The 18,871-nt window shown below is 43.6% G+C and carries 15 protein-coding genes; 10 read left to right on the top strand and 5 right to left on the bottom strand.

All coding sequences use genetic code 11. The annotated features are described in order from the left end of the window. Positions 1-47: 47 nt before the first annotated feature. Positions 48-1,925 (bottom strand): DUF4139 domain-containing protein, encoded by a 1,878-nt coding sequence (locus C4S61_RS07640; protein ID WP_160111214.1) that lies wholly within the window; start codon positions 1,923-1,925, stop codon positions 48-50. A gap of 141 nt (positions 1,926-2,066) precedes the next feature. Here C4S61_RS07640 and C4S61_RS07635 point away from each other — a divergent pair, with 141 nt between their 5' ends. Continuing rightward, positions 2,067-2,849, top strand: coding sequence for an undecaprenyl-diphosphate phosphatase (locus C4S61_RS07635; protein ID WP_103924327.1), 783 nt, complete (start codon positions 2,067-2,069; stop codon positions 2,847-2,849). 320 nt (positions 2,850-3,169) lie between these two features. On the opposite strand, the gene C4S61_RS07630 is transcribed toward C4S61_RS07635, so the two are convergent. The 3 genes from C4S61_RS07630 to mfd form a co-directional block, all read right to left on the bottom strand. Continuing rightward, positions 3,170-5,605 (bottom strand): alpha/beta hydrolase family protein, encoded by a 2,436-nt coding sequence (locus C4S61_RS07630; RefSeq protein WP_103924201.1) that lies wholly within the window; start codon positions 5,603-5,605, stop codon positions 3,170-3,172. Between the two features lie 166 nt (positions 5,606-5,771). Then, positions 5,772-6,995, bottom strand: a complete 1,224-nt coding sequence (gldJ, locus tag C4S61_RS07625) for a gliding motility lipoprotein GldJ (RefSeq protein ID WP_103924200.1) — start codon at positions 6,993-6,995, stop codon at positions 5,772-5,774. A gap of 177 nt (positions 6,996-7,172) precedes the next feature. Continuing rightward, positions 7,173-10,523 (bottom strand): transcription-repair coupling factor, encoded by a 3,351-nt coding sequence (gene mfd / locus C4S61_RS07620; protein ID WP_103924199.1) that lies wholly within the window; start codon positions 10,521-10,523, stop codon positions 7,173-7,175. Positions 10,524-10,646: 123 nt separating this feature from the next. Between mfd and C4S61_RS07615 the strand changes: the two genes are divergently transcribed. Further along, positions 10,647-11,261 (top strand): cytochrome c oxidase subunit 3, encoded by a 615-nt coding sequence (locus tag C4S61_RS07615; protein WP_103924198.1) that lies wholly within the window; start codon positions 10,647-10,649, stop codon positions 11,259-11,261. Next, the gene (locus tag C4S61_RS07610) at positions 11,261-11,710 is read left to right on the top strand and encodes an SRPBCC family protein (RefSeq protein WP_103924197.1); all 450 of its coding nucleotides are present in this window, start codon (positions 11,261-11,263) and stop codon (positions 11,708-11,710) included. Before C4S61_RS07615 ends, C4S61_RS07610 begins: the two co-directional genes overlap by 1 nt. On the opposite strand, the gene C4S61_RS07605 is transcribed toward C4S61_RS07610, so the two are convergent. After that, positions 11,688-12,167, bottom strand: a complete 480-nt coding sequence (locus C4S61_RS07605; protein ID WP_103924196.1) for a Fur family transcriptional regulator — start codon at positions 12,165-12,167, stop codon at positions 11,688-11,690. The two genes, C4S61_RS07610 and C4S61_RS07605, sit on opposite strands and share 23 nt — an antisense overlap. A 210-nt stretch (positions 12,168-12,377) precedes the next feature. Between C4S61_RS07605 and C4S61_RS07600 the strand changes: the two genes are divergently transcribed. The 7 genes from C4S61_RS07600 (at position 12,378) to C4S61_RS07570 (ending at position 18,524) form a co-directional block, all read left to right on the top strand. Next, on the top strand, positions 12,378-13,634 hold the full coding sequence (locus C4S61_RS07600) for an aspartyl protease family protein (protein ID WP_103924195.1): 1,257 nt from the start codon (positions 12,378-12,380) through the stop codon (positions 13,632-13,634). A gap of 101 nt (positions 13,635-13,735) precedes the next feature. Continuing rightward, positions 13,736-14,326: a LemA family protein gene (locus C4S61_RS07595; RefSeq protein ID WP_103924194.1), complete on the top strand. Its 591-nt coding sequence runs from the start codon at positions 13,736-13,738 to the stop codon at positions 14,324-14,326. Positions 14,327-14,328: 2 nt separating this feature from the next. Next, complete coding sequence (locus C4S61_RS07590) at positions 14,329-14,763, top strand: TPM domain-containing protein (RefSeq protein WP_103924193.1); 435 nt, start codon at positions 14,329-14,331, stop codon at positions 14,761-14,763. Next, positions 14,744-15,553, top strand: a complete 810-nt coding sequence (locus C4S61_RS07585) for a TPM domain-containing protein (protein ID WP_103924192.1) — start codon at positions 14,744-14,746, stop codon at positions 15,551-15,553. The genes C4S61_RS07590 and C4S61_RS07585 overlap by 20 nt, the downstream gene beginning before the upstream one ends. 934 nt (positions 15,554-16,487) lie before the next feature. After that, entirely contained in the window at positions 16,488-16,808 is a 321-nt protein-coding gene (locus tag C4S61_RS07580; protein WP_103924191.1) for a hypothetical protein, read from the top strand. A gap of 86 nt (positions 16,809-16,894) precedes the next feature. Further along, entirely contained in the window at positions 16,895-17,923 is a 1,029-nt protein-coding gene (locus tag C4S61_RS07575; RefSeq protein WP_200820550.1) for an RHS repeat domain-containing protein, read from the top strand. Then, positions 17,910-18,524 carry a hypothetical protein gene (locus C4S61_RS07570; protein WP_103924190.1) on the top strand — a complete coding sequence of 205 codons (615 nt, stop codon included), beginning with the start codon at positions 17,910-17,912 and terminating at the stop codon, positions 18,522-18,524. Before C4S61_RS07575 ends, C4S61_RS07570 begins: the two co-directional genes overlap by 14 nt. The last annotated feature ends 347 nt before the right edge of the window (positions 18,525-18,871 follow it).

Genomic DNA, 18,871 nt, shown 5'->3' with positions numbered 1-18,871 from the left:
ACTTTAATGGGCATTAATTCATGCTGGATGCCAAAGGATTTTCATTTTCAATCTAAGATAATACGTTCATTTTTAGGATACTTGACTTCATATTGAAGCGAAAGTTTTTGCTGAGCTCCAGGTGCTAAAGTGATATCCCAAGTTACAATTCCTGTTTGAGAATCCAGCTTTCCTCCGCTAAGTTCGCCGGGCGTGACTTCAATTGAGGAATTGACAGAGACAGGAATTTGATCTTTGACTACCAATGTCACCGCTTGGGATTTGTTGTTTTTCAGGGTGATTTCATAGCCGCGGCTTTCTGTGACGTTGGAGCCAATGGTTCGTTTTTTGGAGAACTGATCCACTTTTTCCCGCTGCATCACGATGGATCGATCTCGACCCATTGACACTTGAAGTGTATCCTGAAGTGCGGTGGCATTCAGGATCGACCGACCGACAAACCCATCCTCGAAATACAAATTGCTTTCCCCTTCGAGCAGACTGTATTGGTTCCAATCGGCGATTTCGGCAATCAGGAAAGCATCTTTGTCCAGTTTTGGAATCGCTGTATAGCGATAGGTTGCCGGAATATCATACCCTTTCAAATCGACCAAAGTCCGCTCCCCATTGGTTTTGATGGAATAGGGTTCGGCTACTTCGATTTCCACGGTGGTTTGGTTTTCTATGAAAGAGGTGAGTAAAGGAGCTGCTTCCATAGGATAAGATCTTCCATCCCCAACATTAGCGGATCCGGTTAATGCTCGTTTTTCCCGTACACCGTATCCCGCTACAACTACTTCACTGAGCATTGAAGTATCCGGAATCAAACTCACACTAAGATTTGATCTACCTTGGATTTGAACTTCCTGAACGGCATATCCGATAAAAGAAAAGACCAAACTCTGTGCATTCCCTGGAAGGGTCAAAGAATACCTTCCATCCAAATCTGTAGCAGTTCCGATGGTGGTACCTTTCACTAATACAGATGCCCCGGGAATTGGCTGCCCTTGTTCATCTAAAACCACTCCACTCACAGTTCCGGGAGTCTGAGGAACAGCAAACTTATTGACCGATGTAAACCGGGCATAGTTCAGTTCCCATTTATCCAGATTTGGGGATTGACCGCTTTGGTTGGGATTGGCATTGGAAAATCTCAGCTTGACATTCTTCCAGTCCACGCCGGTGTTTTGATAGACTTCAGCTTTGTAGGTGAGGGAGAGCAGTTCGTTGATGTTTTTCACCCGGACATCGTATTTGGGATACCAGCCGGCATTTGCAACGAGGTAATTGACCTGAAAAGAAGCAGTGCCAGAAGCGGGTGCTTTTACCCGAATCCGAATCTCGGAAGTTGATTTGTTTTCACTTTCCCGCATCGCAATGATTTGATTTCGAAGTTGCTCCATCTTCCTTTCACCCTCAGCGATTTCAGTTTTGATTTTCAGCTCTTCGGTAGTGATTTTGGTGAGCTCTGCATCGAAAAAATCCAGTGCTGTCCGGAGTTCTGCCATCGTTGGTCCATTTTGGCTTCCACCGAGGTCTTTGTTGGCAGAAAGTAAACTTGCTTTGGTTGCTAATATCTGTAATCTGTTTTGTGCCAAAGTCTGGCTTTTTCGAATCAAATCGATTTGATCTTCCAATGCTTTAACTTTTTCCCCAACTTCCTTTTCACTCATAAAATCCAGCCGTTTATTCACAGCTTGGATGGTAAAATTTCCCTGACCTTTGACTTGAATGCTTTTTTCATCCAGGTAAGGGGAAAGTCCTTTGAGTAGTATGACCGATTCTCCTTCAGTAATTTGGCCGGAGGCATTTTCAAATACCTGAGCTCCCGACAGGAAAAGTGTGACGTCGTGAATTTTGCTGGTCAGGACGGTTTCTTTGAGATCCTGAGAAAATGCCTGAGCGCAAAAAAACAATGTCAGAAATGAAATGAGCAGCTTTGTCATAGTTGTAGGTTTAGTTGAAGAAGGAACGAATTTTTTCATCAAAAGGCAACAGTACCTTTTAAAAAAATAGACTCAATAACCGATTTTATGGCCAGCCTTCCAATTTGGATTGCTAGTTTTGCGGAGCAAAAAAACTACCCTATGACTCTTTTTCAAAGCATTATTATTGCCATTATTGAAGGACTCACCGAGTTTTTACCCATTTCGTCCACAGGACACATGATTTTGGCCTCCGCGGCTATGGGGATCCATGAAGATGAGTTTGTCAAGACTTTTGAGGTTTTCATTCAGCTTGGTGCGATTTTGGCGATTGCCCTGATGTACATCAAGCGATTTTTTAAGAGCATTGACATTTATATCAAGCTTTTTGCCGCATTTGTTCCTACGGCGATTGTCGGCCTATTGGCCTATGATTTTATCAAGGGCTATCTTTTCAATCCGATTGTAGTCTCGGTTTCTTTGATCTTGGGAGGGGTTATTTTGATTTTGATTGATAAAAAAGTTGTCAATCAGAAGTCTGATTTAGTAGAGGTGGAGGAAATGACGTATAAGAGTGCATTTTTTATTGGGCTTTTTCAATGCCTTTCCATGGTTCCGGGGACTTCCCGAGCTGCTGCCACGATAATTGGAGGAGTTTTCAACGGCCTGGACAAAAAGCAGGCGACCGAATTTTCCTTCCTTTTGGCAGTGCCAACGATGATGGCTGCTGGAGGATATGACTTGCTCAAATCGGAATTGGTATTTACCAATGCACAAATCACGATGCTTGGTGTGGGATTTTTCGTGGCCTTTGTTTCAGCATGGATCGCGGTGAAGTTATTCCTAAAGTACGTTTCCAATCATGGATTTACCGCTTTTGGCTGGTATCGAATTGCCTTGGGGATTCTGTTTTTGATCTTTATGTGGGGGACGGATTTGGGGTAAACCTCTCACAGATTACTCAGATTTTCACAGATTTTTTAAAACCATTTAGGAAATTGAGGTCATTGAGTTAAAGGGTTCAAGTTGAACCGGTGATTTCAGCTTCTTAATTCCTAAATGGTTGAAATTTTTGCCTTGAATACTGGAAAGAGCTTATAAAATTCCATTCGTAGATTTAGAGCTGTGTTTCCAAACCTCCAGCGGATTTCTTTTTATAGAATGTAAAATCGATTTTACAGTTTACCTGGTTTTTTGTCAAATGGACTTTACAAAAAAGCCCTGCCTGATTTCGAATCTCAGGCAGGGCTTTTTGCATTGATTGCTTACTTCTTTTCCTCTAATTTATTTTTATTCTTCACGTACTTCTCCAGCCAGGTATCCATCTCCCAAAGTGTGTGAAGGATGGATTCTTTGGCAGCGTAACCGTGACTTTCGTGAGGAAGAAATACAAGCCTGGTCGTGGCTCCATGACCTTTGAGGGCATTGTAATAGCGCTCAGACTGGATCGGGAAAGTTCCGGAGTTATTGTCAGCTTCCCCATGAATCAGCAGGATAGGGGTTTCCACTTTGTGGGCAAAACTGAAAGGCGACATGTTAAAGTAAACTTCCGGGGCTTCCCAGTAAGTGCGCTGCTCGTATTGAAAGCCAAATGGAGTCAGGGTTCTGTTATAGGCCCCGCTGCGTGCGATACCCGCTGCAAACAGATTGGTGTGCGAAAGTAAGTTGGCTGTCATGAAGGCCCCATAGGAATGTCCGCCAACCCCGATTCTCATCCGGTCTCCAATACCCATTCCAACGATTTTGTCAATGGCAGCCTCGGCATTAGCGACTAGCTGTTCGATGAAATAATCATTAGGCTCTTCTTCCCCTTCGCCTACAATCGGCATTTCAGTTTGATCCATGATGGCATAGCCGCGCGTTACCCAATAGATTGGGGAGCCCCAACTTAATCGGGTAAAGGCATATTTGGATCCTCTTACCTGTGCGGCTATTTCAGCTGATTTGTATTCCCGTGGGTAGGCCCACATCAACACCGGTAAGGTTCCATCCTTTGCCGGGTCATAGCCGGCTGGGGTGTAGACCACCGCAGATAGATTAAGACCGTCATTCCTTTCGTAGGTGACCAATTGCTTTTGAATTCCTTTGATGGATTCATAAGGATGTGCAAAATCCGTTACCTGAATTGGAGCGATTCGTTTACGGGTATTTACGAGCCAGTAATTAGGCTGAATATCCGTACTTTCTTTCAACGTAATAAATGCTGTGGCCTCATCATCCAGCACTTTGACTACCCGCTCATAGTATGGAGCCTGAGATCTCCAGAGGATTTTTTCTTCTTTGGTTTGGGTATCAAAAGTGGACAAATACGGCATGCTTCCTTCTGATGATCCTCCCTCACTGGTCATGAAAACAAGGTCATTTTTACGAAGTACCACGCGCTGTCCCAATTCGTTTACGGTGACGACAGGATCTCCCGGATCATTATAAATATCATCTGAAGATCGATCGATGAATACCCTTGGAGCCTGTTTAGGATCAGAAGGATTGATCACAGATTTACGGTCCATACGGGTACGGGACCATCTTTCCGAAAAGATGGCGAAAGTATCATCCGACCAGGCAATTCCTCCAAATCGATAGGCTGTCGAGGTCAGTTTTTGCTTTTCTCCCGAAAATGGTGCCTTCAGGGTGTAAATTATTTCTCTTTCGGCGATCTCTACTTTGGCATCGCCGCCATCCTGTGCTTCTACCCAGTAAAGTGTGGCGGGTTGATCAGCTCTCCAGTTGATATTGCGGGGACCAGCTACAGTCGCGTCAAATCCGGTAGGTCGATTTTCATCCAGTGGGATTTGAGCTAAAGTTTTGACTTTTTGTCCTGTTTTGGTCCAGATATCTACATCATAAGGAAAACGAGAGGCTGGAACCAGGTAGGAAAATGGTTTTTTGATGGTCTCTACTACCAGATAAGATCCATCCGGTGACAGATCCATGGATTTGATCATTCCTGAAGGGCCGATAGGTTTCTTGCTGCCGTCTAAATTCACAACCATGAGCTGCGAGTCCATGAAATAGGCAAAAAGTGCTTCATCATGTGGATTGGCTAGCAGATCCTGATAGGTACGATTTGGGGCTGCATTTCCGGAGGATTCCTGTACAATCGGTCCCGAAGGAGCCGCGGGAGCTTTTGGAATTTCCCCTCTTGCCGGGTTGGTTGCCCTGATGATGATTTCATGTTCAGGTGTCCAAATCAGGCTTCCTCCCATGACGTCATTAAGGATGTTTTCTGTCAGTTGGCGTGCCTGGAAGGTAGACATATCCACAACCCAGAGGCTGATTCCAGTTGATTCCGTTTGGGTGAAGGCCAGATATTTTTCGTCCCTTGATAGTGAAAATCCATCCATTTTGGGTTTGGCTGGAAGTCCTTTAATTTGTATTTCTTCGCCTCCAGCGGTCATTTTTACTTTTAGATTTTCTACGCTTCTGGTACGGCTGGGACCGGAAGTGGCGGGATTTAGCCTAAGACCGGCAATACGCAGTTCCGGCTGGGCCAGATCTTCGATTGAGGGGTTTCCTGCCCGCTCCAGGAGGAGCATCCAATCTCCGCTTTTGTTGAAGACAACCGATGGAGTGCTTGGTGAATTGACCAAGTCTGCGATTTCTTTGGGGGGAATCTGGTAGGTAGTCTGGGCAAAATTGGAACCGAGACTTACTCCAAAGAAAGCAAGCGTAAAGATTAATTTGGTTACACGTCTATTCATCTTGATTTGGGTTAATTCTGACTGAAAATAAGGGCTTCAATCCGAAGTATTGTACAAAAATATTTTAATGGTTTGCCGGGTCGGAATTTTGGGCTCAATCGGTGTTTTTAAAACCAGAGCAAAAAAAAGCCCGACATTGCTGCCGGGCTCGTATAGTTTTGGTCTATTATTTCCCTTTTTCTCCGATAGAAATCATCGCACAACGGAATCCAATATGATTAGTCGCTGAGTCTTGATGCAAAAATCTACGGGTACCCGGTGCAAGCCAGTAGGCTACATCCTTCCAAGAACCGCCTTTATAAACTCGTATTTCGTCTGTGAATAAGGAGGTTTCATAATTCTCTTCTTCATCATACACTCCATCTTTTCTCAATGGGTTAAGATCATCTGCATCTTGGAAGGTCATCGGTCTGTAGACGTCATAAACCCATTCGTTCATATTTCCTGCCATGTGATAAAGCCCAAAATCATTTGGAGCCATGTCATACACGTTGGTTGGAAGGATTTCGCCATCATTTCTTTGATTTCCTGAAATACCGGCGTAGTCACCTCGTCCTCTTTTGAAGTTGGCTAAGAAGTCACCCTGCTTCCCTTTTCGTTTCACATTGTAAGGATTTCTGACACCACGACCATCCCAAGGATAGATCCGGCCATATTCCTGATTTTCGTCCAGATATTGGGTGCCGATCATTGCTTTAGCCGCATATTCCCATTCGGCTTCATTTGGAAGTCTGAAATCAGCCATCGCTACTCCGCGTTCGATCAGCTGAGACTTTGTAAAGGAGGAGTCGATACCCCGCTCTTCTCTTACCAAATCCTGAACAAATTCAGTTCTCCATTTGGAGTACACGTTTGCCTGCTTCCAGGAAACTCCGGCTACCGGGTAAAAATTAAATCCCGGGAATCTGAAATAATAAGATTGGTATAAATCATTGAATGACATGGCACTGGACCACACCGCCTCAGAGGGCTCGAGTTTCAAAAGTGAGTCAGCACTCACCTTCTTTTTCATATCAAAAAGGAATTCCCGGTAATCGTTATTGGTGATTTCCGTTTCGTCCATGTAGAAATTTGCAATGGATACAGTTCGCTCCAAATTGTCACGAAATGCCATAACGTCCTCTTCTTGAGAACCTAATACGGTTCTACCCCCTTGAATAAACTTCAGGTTTGGCCCCGGAATTTGCTCCGCATTTTTGGAGACAAAAAAGTTGGTGGAGTCATTTTCTTCGAATGAGAATTCCGCTCCGGTTGTGGCGCTTTTCTTTCCTGGATTATCGGCAGTTCTTCGGCCATATCCGGGGGTTTTGTTACAAGAGGATAATAAGGAGGCAGATACGAGCACCAAGGCTGTTACCCAAATTCCCCAAGAGTTGTTATTCAGACGCATATTGTAATGGTTTGGTCTATTTCAGAATGCTAATATAAATGCAATGGAATGCACTTCCAATGCTTTTCAATTTTCAAAGTTGATCAAAATGCCTTCAAATGAATCATTTGAGGCAGATACTACAAAATCGATAATCGAAAATGCAATATTTATGCCAGTTAAATTTTGATAAATATCTTATAAATTCATCTCCAACAGGACTTTTTGAGCCTTTTGAATGTTCGGAACTCCTTCAATCGTAAGAATCAAACGATTCTTGTGTTCTTTTATTTTACATTGCTTGGCATGAACCTGAGCAAACTTCATGATGTTGTCAAAGACGGCAGAAGAATAGAAGTCACTCCGATTTGAGGGCAAAAGGTAACACTTCATTTGCCTTCCTTTCAAGACAAGCTTCTCAATTCCAAGCTTTTCTGCAAGCCAACGTAAACGAACTGTCTCCATCAAGTCGCTCACAGCCTGAGGGAAGGGTCCAAAACGATCTTGAAGCATCAATGAAAACTTAGCCAATTCTTCTTCATTTTTAATTCCATCCAGCTTGGAATAAAGACCAAGTCGCTCGCTGATGTTGGTGACATAGGCTTCCGGAATCAGCAGCTCCAGGTCAGTTTCGATCGTGCAATCCTGAACGAGTACTTTGAATTTTTCTACCAGGTCAGTTTCAAAAAGTGCTGCAAATTCATTTTCCTTCAATTCCTGAACCGCCTCGTCCAGAATTTTATGATACATCTCAAAGCCCAAGTCGGTGATAAACCCACTTTGCTCGGCACCCAGTAAGTTTCCTGCACCTCTGATATCCAGGTCTTTCATTGCCACTTTGAATCCATCTCCCAAATCGGAAAACTCCTCCAAGGTCTGAAGGCGCTTTCTGGCTTCAGCAGTCAATCCCGACAGCGGACTTGTCAACAGGTAGCAGAATGCCTTTTTATTGCTTCTTCCGACTCTTCCTCGCATCTGGTGCAGATCACTCAATCCGAACATATGAGCCCGATTGATGATGATTGTATTTGCATTGGGGATGTCCAGTCCCGACTCGATGATGTTGGTAGAGACCAGTACATCATACTCGTGATTGATAAAGTCCACCATGATTTTTTCGAGCTTTTTGCCGTCCATTTGTCCATGGGCACCCACTACTCTGGCATCAGGCACAAGCCTCATGATCAGATTAGCAATACTGTCGATCTCACCCACCCGATTGTGGACAAAAAAGACTTGGCCTCCCCGCCTCATTTCATAAGCGACGGCATCCCGGATGACTTCTTCCTGAAAGGTCTGAACCTCAGTAGTTACAGGTTGGCGGTTTGGTGGTGGGGTAGCAATGACCGATAGATCCCGTGCACCCATCAGTGAAAAATGTAAGGTTCGGGGAATAGGTGTTGCTGTTAAGGTGAGAACATCCACATTTACCCGGATATTTTTGAGTTGGTCTTTGACTTTTACGCCAAACTTCTGTTCCTCATCGATAATCAGGAGCCCAAGATCTTTAAATACAATGTCTTTGTTGACGATTTTATGGGTGCCGACCAGAATGTCAATTTCTCCGGTTTTCACCTGGGCCACGATTTCTTTGATTTCTTTCGCGCTGCGAAAGCGATTGATGTACTCCACTTTCACCGGTAGATTTTCCAGGCGCTCGCTGAACGTGTGATAATGCTGCATAGCCAAAATGGTCGTAGGAACCAAAATAGCAACCTGCTTCCGGTCATTGACGGCTTTGAATGCCGCACGAATGGCGACCTCAGTTTTTCCAAACCCCACATCTCCACAGATCAAGCGATCCATGGGATAGGACTTTTCCATGTCAGATTTCACATCCGAGGTGGCCAAAGCTTGATCCGGGGTATCTTCATAGATAAAGGATGATTCCAGTTCCACCTGTAAGACCGAGTCTCTGGAAAATGCAAAACCCGGGGCAGTTCTTCGCTTGGCATAGAGGGTAATCAAGTCCTTAGCAATGTCCTTGACTTGCTTTTTGACCCGACTTTTCTTGTTGTCCCATTCCGGCGAACCGAGCTTGGACATGGAGGGTACTTGACCCTCCTGACCGGAATATTTCGATATTTTATGCAGGGAATGGATGTTGACATACAGCAGGTCATCGTCTCGGAAGATCAGGCGTACTGCTTCCTGCATTTTGCCACTGACATCTACTTTCTCCAATCCTGCAAACCGCCCTACACCATAATCGACGTGAACGATGTAATCTCCCGGATGGAGAGACTTGAGTTCTTTGATTGTCAGTGCTTTCGATTTGCTGGCTTTTGATCTGGACTTGTAGCGGTGAAAACGTTCGAAAAGCTGGTGATCTGTGTAGCAGACGATTTTGCTCTGCTTGTCCACAAAACCCTCGCGCAACCCCAGCAGCATGCTTTGGACCTGAAGTATGGGATCCAATTCATGAAAAATGCCAAGCAGTCGGTCAATCTGCTTTTCATTCTCCGCGGTGATCAAATTTGTAAATCCCTGCTTTTCGTTATCAGCCAGATTGCTGACCAGCAGGTCAAAGTTTTTGTTGAAAGAGGGTTGAGGCTGGCTTTCCCAGATTACCTTGTTTTCAGTTTTCAAATAGAATTGGCGCCCAAACTCAACGGTCGAAAATTCACTGATCGCTTCGGTAAAGTCACTTCCCCGATCAAACAAATCACTGGGCTTAAGCAGTAGATTTTCTGAATTGGATTTTGATACAATCTGGGAAAATGCCTGCTCGGCTTTGTGAAAAGACTCATCCATCACGTCGGAAGTCAGTTGGTAATCCTTGATCCAGATGATGCAGTTCTTCGGCAAAAACCCCAGAAATGACTGCCTGACTTCTTGCAGCAGCTTGGTTTGCACATTTGGAATCAAAGAAATCAACTCCACAGTTGCGATCGAAAGCTGGGTCTCCGGGTCAAAAGTGCGGATGCTTTCGACTTCCTTGCCGAAGAGCTCCAAGCGGTAGGGATGCTCATTGCTGAATGAAAAAACATCCAATATTCCTCCCCGTATGGCAAATTGCCCGGGTTCATAGACAAAATCTGTCCGCTCAAAATCATAGCTGCTGAGGACTTCTGAGACGAATTCCATATCAAGTAATTCACCTACCCGAATAGAAAAGGTATTATCCACCAGGGATCGCTTGTTGATCACTTTTTCATACAAGGCCTCGGGATAGGTGATGATTATTTTCGGTTCCTCCTTGGTCTCCAAAATCTGATTCAGAATTTCTGCCCGCATTAATACGTTGGCATTATCGATCTCGTCGTATTGATATGGACGCTTGAAACTCCCCGGGAATACCATGTAATGGTCGGTTTGGAGGAGATTTTGCAAATCCGAATTAAGATAAGCGGCTTCTTCTTTGTCCTGCGCTATGATCAGGTGAAACCCCCCATTTTTCTCAAAAAATGAAGCGAAAAGCACCATGTCCAAACTGCCGGAAACACCTCGAAGCTGAAGTTTGAACTTGTCGGCAGCAGCAAGCTGATGCGCAAGCGTCTGAAAAATCGGGTCGGACTGGTATAGGTAGAGAAAGGACTGACGATCCAAAGCGGGGAAGATTAGGGGAAAATTTGAAGTGCCAAATTTAGGTTATTTTGACCTTTTTCGGTTTAAAGCGCGAGTATTTGATAATTTTCTGAACCAAGCACCTTTCAAAATGTTTTTCAGCCAATGAACCGTACCAAAGAACCTCAAACCTGGCTTGAACGGCTGGAAAGACTCCATCCTTATGAGATGATGCTCTATTTGGGTATGTTTGGGAGTGGACTGATTTTTTTATTTCTGGTGATTGCATTTATTTCATCGGGGCTGAATCAATTGGAGGGCTTGAATCACCGGATTCCGGTGGCGTTTCTCATTTCCACTTTTATGCTGATTATATCGGGATATACTGCGACCAAGATGAGGCTGCACTATCAGGAGGAAAATATACCCAAACTCGAAAGTGCACTCAGGAACACGTTTATGCTGGGTGTGATTTTTACCATTCTTCAGTTTGCAGGTTGGAGAGAACTCACCGATATGGGAATCAATTTCACAGGGCTTCCAAGTGGCAGCTTTCTTTATTTGCTTTCAGGCATTCATGTTTTCCACCTGTTGGGAGCGATGATTTTTGCGATTATACTTTTGCTTCAGCTGGGCAAAACGCAGGAAGATGGCATCCGAAAGCTTATCTTGGTGACCAATCCCTTTGAAAAGATGCGAATTCGACTTTTCACCGTTTACTGGCATTTTATGGATGCGATTTGGCTTATCTTGTTTTTTCTTTTTATCCTCAGTTTCTGATGAAAATAGTAATCGAAACACCCGTCGAACAAGGTTATTTGGATGTCAAATCAGGTTTCAATGAATCCCTGTTCAAGAGTCTCAGCCCTCCCTTTCCACCGGTGAAATTACTTCGCTTCGATGGTTCGCAAAAGGGAGATCTAGTCACGCTGGAGCTGAATTTTATCTTTTTTAAGCAAAAATGGACCAGTGAAATCATCGATGACAAGACTACTGATTTGGAGTTTTTCTTTGTTGATAAAGGCATTCAGTTACCCTTTTTTCTAAAAAAATGGAAACACAAGCACCGGGTGATCTCCTCCGGCATCGGCTCCATCATCCGGGATGAAATTGACTATGAAGCGCCACTGGGGATTTTGACCTACCTACTTTATCCGGCTTTGTGGCTCCAATTTGCCTTCAGAAAGCCGATTTATCGGAAAATCTTTAAAAGGACTGGCTCGAGGTGAGGTTTTCGCAGTTTTCGATCAGACAGTCCCCATAGAGTACGAGGGAATGGCTCGTGATCTTGGATCGGAAGTCCTTGCTTATGGATTCCTTGATCTCATTGATCTTTGGATCGGAGAATTCCCGAATCTTTTGGCATTGATTGCACACATGGTGATCATGATGCTTGTAGGTGAGGGCTTGTTCGTACAGTGCTACTTTGTCTTTAAACTGATGCTTGACAGCCAGTCCACTCTCGACCAAAAGATCCAAGGTATTGTAAATGGTCGCTCTACTGATTGTATAGCCTTTGTTTCTCATTTTTAGAAAAAGTCCCTCCACGTCGATGTGTTCGTCTTCCGGGAGAATGTAAAGCTCGTCAATGACTGAAAACCGTTCGGGTGTCTTTCTGTTCCCTTGCTTGATCAGGAAGTTTTCAAAGATTTTTTTCGCTTTATCTGTGAGGGCTGTGTTTGCCATTTTGGTTTAAGGATTAATAATTAAAGATGACGCATTCCGATATTTTTGACAAATCGATACGGTCTCCAAGGCGTAATTTGGTTTCAGTCTAAATTAGCCAAAAAGTTTTTTTTGAATCAATCCAACATTTTAGCGGTCAAGTTGAGTTTAAAGGACTAGATGGATAGAAGAAATCTCTTTAACTTCTCTCAATGATCGCCGCCAACCCAAATGACTTATAGAAAGCTGCTCTTTTCCCTGATCTTGGTCTTCAAGTTTCTGGATTTTGCGCAGGCACAAGTGCCTGGTTTCTTTATGAAAGAAGCCGCCAGAAAAGTCAGAATTCCATTTTACAGCTCAAATAGCCTGATTATACTGCCTGTTTCGATCAACGGGAAGGGATCGATCAATTTTTTGGTGGATACGGGTGTCAGATCCAATATCCTGTTTAGCAAAACGCTCGGAGATGCGTTGGGGCTGGAATATACCCGTCGGCTGAGTATCGCCGGTGCAGATGGGTCCACTGTGATCATGGCGCAGGTCTCTCCCATTAATACCCTGGACATGGGCCCCATTGAGGGGAGATTGCAGAGTTTGTTGGTCCTAGAGGAGGATTTTTTTGAGTTGGAATCGGTAATCGGCGTACCGGTCTATGGGATTATTGGCTATGAGTTTTTCAAATTCAATCCCGTAAAGATCAATTACGATGAAGGATTTATCGATTTCTACCGGGAGAATTCCATCAAGTGGAAACCTCCCTTTTATCGGAAACTTGACTTGGCCATAGAGGAAAATAAGGCTTATATCACTGCGAAAATCAATCAAAAAAACGGTCCAAAGCTGGAGGCTAAGCTGCTGATCGATACCGGGGCCAACCATGGTTTACTTTTGAATCAGGAGACTTCCGATGCCATTAAAATGCCGCCTGTTTATATAGAATCCCAACTCGGTCAGTCACTGGGAGGGGTGCTTTATGGTTTTATCGGTAGAGTCAATTCCCTAAAGTTGAAAAATCTAAGTATGCGGGAGGTCCTGACTTCTTATCCCGAAAGGAATACGTTCAGCGAAATTATAGTTGCCACGGGAAGGCAGGGAAGCCTGGGTTCTGAAGTTTTGGGTAGGACTCGGTTGATTTTGGATTATCCCAAAAAAAGAGCGCTGGTCCGAAAGGGTGAAAATTTCTATGCCCCTTTTGAGTTTGACATGAGTGGGTTGGTATTGAGAAAAATTCCAAATGACGATAATCGAATTTACGTCAGCGAAGTCCGAGCTGGCTCACCGGCTTACAAAACCGGGATTTTGCCCTTTGATGAGATTCTGACACTAAACAAAGTTCCGATTTTTCTCTACGAGCTTTCGGATGTTTTCAAAATGCTTCGCTCAGAAGAAGGAAAGGAAATTCAGCTGGAAATGAGGCGATATCAAGGCAATGATCTTACCAATTACAACGACTATAAGGTGAGTATTTTTCTCAAAAAGCAGATTTAATTTTCAGGCCACAAAAGATAATTGGATACCTTTGATCGAGGATCCAAACACATTCGGGAGAAATCCGTGTAAAAACTCGATTTAAAACCAAGCTAAGAACTATGAAGAAATTTCTTATTCCTGTTGCCATTATTGCTGTTTTGGGTATTTACTTATACACAAAGGCAGTTGGAAGCTACAACCAGTTTGTACAATCTGAAGAGCAAGTCAACGGTCAATGGGCCGAAGTCGAAACACAATACCAACGTCGCGCTGACCTGATCCCCAACTTGGTGAACACGGTCAAAGGGTATGCTGATTTTGAGCAGGAAACGCTTACCGGCGTCATAGAGGCACGCTCCAAAGCTACCTCCGTTACCATTGATCCTACGAATCTGACTCCTGAAAACCTCGCACAGTTTCAACAGGCGCAGGACCAACTCTCCGGAGCTTTGAGTCGACTGCTCGTGACAGTGGAGCGATATCCGGACTTGAAGGCCAATCAAAACTTCCTCGAACTTCAGGCTCAACTCGAAGGCACAGAGAACCGAATCGCAGTCGCGAGACGAAACTTCAATGAATCTGTGGTAGCCTATAATTCCAGCATCCGAACCTTCCCCAACAATATTTTTGCAGGTTGGTATGGTTTCGAAACAAAAGGCACCTTCAAAGCTTCCGAAGGCGCTGAAAATGCCCCAACAGTTCAATTCTAATTATGGCTGAAAAATTATTTTCTCCGGAGGAAAAAGCTCAGATCACAGCTGCCATCCAGACTGCTGAGACCCGGACCTCCGGAGAAATCCAAGTGCACATCGAAAACCACTGCAAAGGGGATGTGCTGGATCGCGCGGCAGAAGTATTTGAAACGCTGAAAATGTACCAGACCAAAGACCGAAACGGTGTCTTATTTTACCTGGCAGTGGTAGATCACAAGTTTGCGATATTAGGCGATGCGGGAATCAATCGAGTGGTGCCCAAGGATTTCTGGGAAAGTACCAAGGAGTTGATGGCAGCACATTTCCGTCAGGGAAAGTTTACCCAAGGCCTGATCGCAGGCATTCATCAAGCCGGAGAGCAATTGGGGGCACATTTCCCATACGATCAAGCCGGCGACAAAAACGAACTCTCGGATGAACTATCTTTTGGCTAAAAAGCCGCTATTCCTGTTGTTTTTTGTCCTCTTCTTTGGGCAAATCAGGGCTCAGGATTTCCCTCCATTACCCAATCCACCGCGTTTGGTCAACGACTTCACCGGGACCCTCTCGGCTGATGAACTGGCACGCTTGGAGCAGAAACTGGTCGGTTACACGGATACTACTTCTACCCAAATCGCCATTGTCCTGATGCGCTCGACGGGTGATTATGAAATAGCCGATTATGCGCAGCGGCTGGGTGAAAACTGGGGAATTGGAAGCTCAAAGGATAACGGGATCTTAATCTTGGCAGCGATGAATGACCGCAATGTCTTCATCGCTACCGGTCGGGGAATGGAAGGGGCCGTGCCCGATGCACTAGCCAAACGGATCGTCACTAATCTGATCATACCCAACTTCAAGACCGAGTCCTATTACCAAGGCTTGGATCAAGCTACGGATATGATTTTCAAATTGGCCTCCGGTGAATACAAAGCCGAAGAGGTGGAATCAGATGGAAATCATGGAGGAGCATTTTTTCTGCTTCTGTTATTCATTTTCATTTTTGTGATCCTTCCGCTGATCAAAAACCGGAAGGACAATGATAACCACATGGGTGGACGCGGAGGTGGAATTGACCTCTGGACTACGATCATGTTGGCTAATATGCTAAAAGGTGGCGGAGGAAAATTCGGCGATTTCTCCTCTGGAAGGGGTTCTTTTGGAGGAGGCTTCGGTGGAGGCGGTGGATTTGGAGGCTTTGGTGGTGGTTCCTTTGGTGGAGGTGGTGCGGGGGGAAGTTGGTAAATTGTTTGAATAATTATAACATCAAAAAAGCACTTACTAAGAGGTGCTTTTTTGCTTCCTCGCATTCTAAAATATGTGTATCCGCACTGATCACGTGAATAGATTTTGGGTGTTTTAAATGCGGATACATGTCCACAGACGCCGGTCAACTGTCCGATAGCCATCGGTCCGATAACTATCGGACCACAGTAGCTTCAACTAGAACTCAATCCTGTCATTATTTGGGTAGGTGTAGCTAACCGAATACTCATATTCTAAAAATACTGCTGTTTAATTTAATGTTTTTTGAAAACTTTCTTTTTAAGTAAATATGAGATAATTTGTTGATAGCTTATGCGTTAGAAAACAGATTCGTTTTAAACTAAAAGACAATGAGGCATATATTATTTCTTTTGTTTGGCCTAATTTTCTTGACGGGTTGTGAAGAGACTGAAGTTCCTGTTTCCGTCCCGCTAACTTTGAAGGAGCAACTTGTAGAAGTGATGAAAATTCACCTGACCTATAATGGTATTTCAATGGTTTAGGGTAGAATCTATACTAAGACGAGGAAGGAATTTTCAATTAAATCGTAACCTTCATTGATGATTGAAAGGTTCCCTAATCATTTAAAATTCAGACATAAAGGACCACTTGGGCAATGTGCGCCAAGTTCTACGAAGTCCTGTCAGCCAGACGGTTATGGCAACCATGGAGACCCAAAATGCCGAAACGGAAGAGCAGCAGTTTACCCAGATCCAGGTCTCCAGACAACTGGCACCGGAGCACAACAAGACTGTGGGTGAGGGCTGAGCGTAAGGAAAATGTCCGGTGGACATTTTTAGCGAAGAGCCAGCTTGCAGGGGAGGGGTGGCTTGGCTGAATGCGGACAGAGAGGATCGAGCGTTAAGAATCAGTCCTGTGGACTGATTTAGCGAGAGGCCAGCCTGAAGGGGAGGTGGGGCCGGGCAGAAGCCAGAAAATCTACGGAGGAGACAGTGTGAAGCTTCAGGTATTTGGGAAATATGCGGACGAAAAGGAGAAAAAAGCCAATGCGGGAAGCTTTGCGACCCAGGGAGCGAAAGACAAACTGGTCAATGACCTGAATGAACTGGCTGTAAGCACCCAGCGTGCAGGAGGAGGCAATCCGATAGCCTTGTTCAACTTGGTGGATATCCTTGCTGGCGATCTGCAAAAGAAATCAGCACCGGAGGCTTATCTGATCTATGCACTATATGATCAGGACAGTAACCGATACGAGGTTGAGGACCGAACGTGAAGAAACAGTCCGGTGGACTGTTTTAGTGAGGGGCCAGCTTGTAGGGGAGGGTTCTGAGCAGAAATGCAGCCAATCAACATGAGGTTTTGGAGGAGAATCTGTATATTTCTCAGGACGGATTTATGGAAACCTTCCTGGTCAACGAGACCTCCGAGGATGTCTGGTTTGACAATATGATGCTGATGAGCATGTCCTCACCGATCGCTCAGGAGACCCATTACGATCCATGGGGATTGGAACTGACTGGAATTGGATTTCAGTATGGGGGGATAAAAGCGAATAAGTACCTTTACAACGGCAAGGAACTGATTGAGGACGCCGGACTTCAGTACTACGACTACGGGGCAAGGATGTATGATGCTACGATAGGTAGATGGGGGGTCATAGATCCATTATCGGATCAAATGAGAAGACATTCTCCTTACAATTATGCCTTTGATAATCCGATCAAGTTTATTGATCCGGATGGAAATATTCCAGTTCCAGTTGTGTCAGGTTTAATTAGTGCGGGAATTGAATATAGTACTCAGGTTATTGGAAATGTGGTAGCAAATGGTGGGGTTAATTCATTTTCAGATTTGAAGAAAGTGGCATTTGACAATGTTGATTTTACCGACGTTGGAGTTGAAGGATTAGCGGGTGCTGCTACAGGAGGACTTTCTACCTTAAAAAATGCTACAAAATTAGGTTCAACACTTATGAAACTGGCTAATAATGAGGTTGTACAAGAGGGTTTAAAGTCTGTGGTTAAAGAGTCTATTAATTCAATTCAAGAAAGTAAAGAGTTTGAGTTTGGAAGTGTTGTATCCGATGTTGCTACTGTTGGAGTGGCAAATGGGATTGCCCCTAAAGGATTGGCAACAAATCAAGAGGTAAATACTGCTTCAAAAAATTTAAAGAAGGCTGAAACTGCAGTTCGCGTACAAAACCCTAATAAAGTACATTTAAGAAATGAATTAAGTGAAGCTAGAGATAACTATGTCAACGTTCGAAGTGCAAATAGCTCTGGAGTTTCTATCACAATAGCTGGAGTAACAGTTGGAGCTAATGCAAATACTACATTGAAAACAATTGGAGGAGCATCAACTAAAGCATCTGAATATGAGAAAAAGTAAGCCGAGGCACCTTTCTTTATATTGTACGAAAAAGGATACTGGATATGTAAAATTTTATGTTCGTCCTAAAATTTTATTTACGGATGTTTTATTAATTTTAATGTCTATAGGTGTTTTTATTATTATTATTAGATTAAAAGAAGGTAATTCATCAGATTTTAATATTTGGATTGTTTTTTTGGTTCTTTCTATAATTGCTTTTTATTTTCTTTTAGTAGTTTTCTTACGCTACTTTCAGATTTTCACTTCAAGAGTGTTTGTTTTATCAAAAAAAAAGGAGTTGGTCGTAACAAGATTCTTTAGTAAGAAAGTGATTTCGTTTGATGAAATAGAGGAATTTCAAATATCAATTATCAAACAATATGGAATTTATAATTCAAGTGGTGGTTTAAGAGGTCCTGACATATTGGTGGGTATTATTGAGATAAAATCAGATAGGTTAGGTGTATTCAAAATTTTTGATTTTGATCCAATAATAATTAATAGTGATGAATCGCTTTTGATCGATATTATTGAAAAGAATTGTCGTGATTTTATAAAAGAAATAGCTGTTAATAAGTCCATTCTATGGAAAGGTATAAAATATGAGCGTTCTAATTGATATTGCCCCCCCTCTGGGTGTAGAAGAAGGTTGATTGGGACTAGGTGTAGTTTGTAACTACACCTTTCTATCCAAACAAATTTGTAATTTGCTGATATCGAAAAACCATGATTTATGGGAGAGGCCTATCAGATAAGAGATCAAGAAATCGAGCAAAACATAATCAAAATTTTATAAAATATACCTTTTTGCGAGATTCCAAATGGCAATTAAAACTAATTAGAACCATTTGAAATGCCCTATTTCCTTACTTTTCAGGTTGTAGGTTGGGCGGATGTTTTTACCAGAAAAGTATATCGCGATTTGATTTTGGAGAACCTTTCGTATTGTCAGTTGGAAAAGGGATT

This window comes from Algoriphagus boritolerans DSM 17298 = JCM 18970 (genome assembly GCF_900108085.1).
In the GTDB taxonomy this organism is placed as follows: domain Bacteria; phylum Bacteroidota; class Bacteroidia; order Cytophagales; family Cyclobacteriaceae; genus Algoriphagus; species Algoriphagus boritolerans.
This window is presented reverse-complemented; position numbering and strand designations above follow the sequence as displayed.